This window comes from Caballeronia sp. (assembly GCF_028292365.1).
Taxonomy (GTDB): Bacteria; Pseudomonadota; Gammaproteobacteria; order Burkholderiales; family Burkholderiaceae; genus Caballeronia.
The window spans coordinates 1-4,004 of record NZ_JAQGMM010000667.1; the positions used below are offsets into that span (position 1 = coordinate 1).

Sequence of the window (4,004 nt, forward strand, 5' to 3'; positions counted from 1 at the left end):
TGGTCATCGCAACCGTGCGCACGCCCGGCACCGCGTTCGCGACGCCGTGTTTCGCGGCGCCCCGGCTCGCGACCCAGCGCAACACCCAGACCCATCCAAAACGCAGCCCGTACAACGCGATCACCACCGCGGCAACATAGCCGAGCAGAAGGCCGACTTGCTGAAGACTGTCGTGATGCGCTTCGATCAACGCACGTCCGAGAATATGCGGAAACTGCAGCCCGAGCAGGATGAACACCATGCCGTTGAACACGAACTCGATCATCGTCCACGTACTGGTCATGCGGATGCGGGCCGCGGTGGGAATGCCTTCGCGCAGGCTCTGGAAGTTCATCATCATTCCGGCCGATACCGCCGCGAGAATACCCGAGCAGCCGAACCGCTCGGCAATGAGATACGCCGCGAATGGAATCAGCAGCGTCAGGACGACGCCAGCGGCGGGATCATCGTCTTCGGACATCTTCACAAGTCGCCCGGGAATCGATGTCACGAGCCAACTGATTGCCGCGCCTATCACCAGGCCGCCCACCGCAATCAGCACGAAACTGATCGCGGCCGCGCGCAACGAGAACACGCCGGTGAGCGCCGCCGCGACGGCAAATTTCAGCGCGACCAGGCCGGACGCGTCGTTCATCAGCGCTTCGCCTTCGAGTATGTGCATCAGGTTCGCCGGAATGCGACCCTTGCCGGCGATGCCACTGAGCGCAACGGCGTCTGTCGGCGATAACACCGCGGCCAGCGCGAATGCGACCGGCAGTGGCATGGCGGGGATCATCACGTGCAGGAACCAGCCGAGCGCGCCCACGGTCATGAATACGAGGCCCAGCGCAAGCAGCAGGATCGCGCGGCGTTGCATGAAAAATTCGCGTTTGGGGATGCGCCAGCCGTCGGCGAACAAAAGCGGCGGGATGAAGAGCATCATGAATAGCTCGGGATCGAACGTGACGTGCAGGCGGAATCCCGGCCACGCGAGACACGCGCCTATCGCGATCTGGATAAGAGGCAGCGGCAGCGTGAAGGGCAACGCGTTGGGCAACAGGCTGGTCGCGAATCCGGACAGGGCGACCGCCAGCATCAGGATCAAGACGGTGAATACGATTTCCATAGATTTATGCGATCCGGCAGGAGTGCGGCGAGTCGCTGGCGCCGCTCCCTTTTTTAACAAAGAAGGGGCAAAGTTTAGCTTGGACGAGCTTGGCGGGTCGCCGAACGGTCGTTTTGAAGACTCCGGCGGCTATGGGGGTTGCACTGTCTTGGTGCGTTCGCACGCTGCGCTGTGAACCCGGCGTCTCGCGGCGGTGCACATGCCAGCGAGCGCTCAGGAAACGCGTGGACTTGCGTGAGCACGGAGCTTGCTTTATTGAAGGCCACGGGACGGGTAGATTCCGCTTCAAGATAAACGAGGGCAGTGTATGAAATCAGGACTGAGGGCGCCGGTTACGCGATATCGAGCGCAATCGATTGCGATGATCGACTATGACCGGCTGCGTGAACAAGGAACAGACGCAGGCATCCGGACGGGGAAGGCAAGATGGCAATAGCGAATCCTGACAAGGTGAAGCCGGTCTCGCCGCGGACGTTCGAACTGAGTGTGACGTCGGGGTTCGACCGGTATTCGGTCGAGCACGGCGCCTGGACGCTGTCGAGCGTGTTTCAGCCGGTGTTCAGCCTGTCGCATATGCGGGCAGTCGGCTACGAAGGTTTGCTGCGAGCGCACGATGCGCTTGATCGCGTTGTGTCGCCACTCGATGTATTCGGCCAGGCCGCGCGCGTGGGCGAAGCGATGCAGGTCGATCGGCTGTCGCAGGCGCTGCATCTCGAGAATTTCAATGTGCTCGGCGCGGAGAACGAGTGGTTGTTTCTCAACGTTCATCCGGCTGCGTTGACCGAGCCGTATCACATGGCCGCGCTGCTGGCGAATCTCAAGCGCTTGCAGATCGAGCCGCGCCGCGTGGTGCTGGAGGTGCTGGAGCAACGCGCTGACGATATTGAAACGCTCGCGGATGCCGTGCAGCATTTTCGCGAGCATGGCTTCCTGATCGCGCTCGATGATTTCGGCGCGGGGCATTCCAATATAGAACGGATCTGGCAACTCGATCCGGATATCGTCAAGCTGGATCGCGTGATGTTGTCGCATGCCGCGCACTCGGCACATGCCGTGCATGGGACGAGCCATTTGAAGCATCGGCGCAATATGGAAGCCATTCTGTGCGGCGTGGTGTCGCTGCTGCACGAGGCCGGAAAACTGGTGTTGATCGAAGGCGTGGAGACCGAACACGAGGCGCAACTGGCGCTTTCGAGTGGCGCCGATTTCGTGCAAGGGTTTTTCTTTGGCCGGCCAAATCCGGGTCTCGCCGATGCCGCGCAGGCGCACACGTTGATGAGCGAGTTGACAGACCGTTTTCGGATGCAGACGGAGGCGAAGGAACGGCGCGTAGCGACGCGGCTGCAGCCGTATGTGCGGGCGTTTGAGCGCGCGGCGGAGCGGCTGGCGGCGGGGGAACAACTGGAGGAAGTGTGCTGGAATTTTCTCGCGCTGGATAACGCGGCGCGGTGTTTTCTCCTCGATGCCAACGGGCGTCAGGCCGGGCGCAATGTCGTGCTAAGAGCCGATCGCGCGGCGCATGAAGCGCGGTTGTTACCGCTTATCGATGCACAGGGAGCGAACTGGTTGCGGCGGCCGTATTTCCGGGCGGCGTTGGGCGATCCAGATAGGGTTCATGTGACGAAGCCGTATTTATCGATTAACGAAGCGCTGCCGTGCGTGACGCTGTCGGTCGAGACCCGCATGGGCGGGCAACGGTGCGTGCTTTGCGGGGATATCGATTGGTTCGCGGAGGAGGAAGAGTAGGGGCGTTTCCATGGCTTCACAAAAAAAAGCCCGCGAGCGATTCGCGGGCTTTTCATTCTTGTGAGGCGCGGCCTTGGCTATCCGACCGCCGACGGGACCGTCTTCACTTCGCCACCACCACCGGAATTCCCCTCAACGCTCCGGCGCCTTTGACCTCATCGAGCGATGCTTTCACGTACCGCCCTGTCTCCACCTCAATGCCCAGTTTCGCCCCAAGCTCGCGCTCCCGCCGCTTCACCATCGACAGATTCGCGAGCTTCACGTGTCCATAACCGCGAATGCGTTCGTGCAGCAGCGCAAGCGTTTCGACATCTTTCGCGTTAGCCGGCGTGAGCACTTCAAGCGCACGTCGAATAGTTATTTCGTAATCCGAAGAAAGCTCGCGTTCCATCTTTCGTTCAAGCGACTTGCCGAACGGATCGATGACCGTCCCCCGCAATCCACGCACTTTCGACATCATGCCAAGCACCGGCCACAGCCATTGTCCGAACGTCATCTTGCGTGGTTGGCCACCATTCTTCGCCTTCGATAAAACCGGCGGCGCCATATTGAATTTCACCGCGAAATCCTGGCCCGCCGTGCCTTCGAACTGCGCTTCAAGCGCAGCGCGGAATGCCGGATCAGTATGAAGGCGTGCGACTTCGTATTCATCCTTCACCGCCAGCAGGCGATAAAACGTCGAAGCAACCGCTCGCGTTACTGCATCGTTGTGATGCGCCGCCGCAGTCGAAACCAGCGCCTGATATCGCGTCACATAACTCGACCCGCCGTAAGCCAGTAACCGCGCTTCTCGATCTGCGATCAACCCGTCCAACGGCATCGCAGCCATTTCAACTCGCGGCGTAACTGCCGATTTGCGCAGCGCTTCCAATGCATCCATATCTGCTGCAGCCAGTCGCCCGATAGCAAATGCCAGCTTGTTCATCGGCACGGCGACATTGTTCAATTCAATCGCGCGCATCAACGCGGCGTGCGACACCGGCACCAGTCCAAGCTGCCACGCATAACCCAGCATCAAGATATTCGCGCCGATGGTATCGCCGAGAAAACGCGTCGCCAAAGCCTGCGCGTCGCACGTGTTCATGCGCTCCGCACCCGCCGCGTGCTGCATCTTTTCCAGCAGCGATCCGGCGTGCAGATTCGCATCGGGGTT

3 protein-coding genes are annotated in these 4,004 nt (G+C 60.8%); 1 reads left to right on the forward strand and 2 read right to left on the reverse strand.

The window, feature by feature from the left end:
* On the reverse strand, nucleotides 1–1,105 hold a 1,105-nt coding region (locus JWR14_RS38130), incomplete at its 3' end, for a Na+/H+ antiporter (protein WP_299719954.1).
* Between the two features lie 426 nt (nucleotides 1,106–1,531).
* Here JWR14_RS38130 and JWR14_RS38135 point away from each other — a divergent pair.
* A complete protein-coding gene (locus JWR14_RS38135; protein WP_299719956.1) occupies nucleotides 1,532–2,851 on the forward strand; it encodes an EAL domain-containing protein in 1,320 nt (439 codons plus the stop codon).
* A gap of 103 nt (nucleotides 2,852–2,954) precedes the next feature.
* Here JWR14_RS38135 and JWR14_RS38140 read toward each other — a convergent pair.
* Nucleotides 2,955–4,004: DUF6537 domain-containing protein (locus tag JWR14_RS38140; RefSeq protein ID WP_366144637.1), on the reverse strand; the 1,050-nt coding region annotated here is incomplete at its 5' end.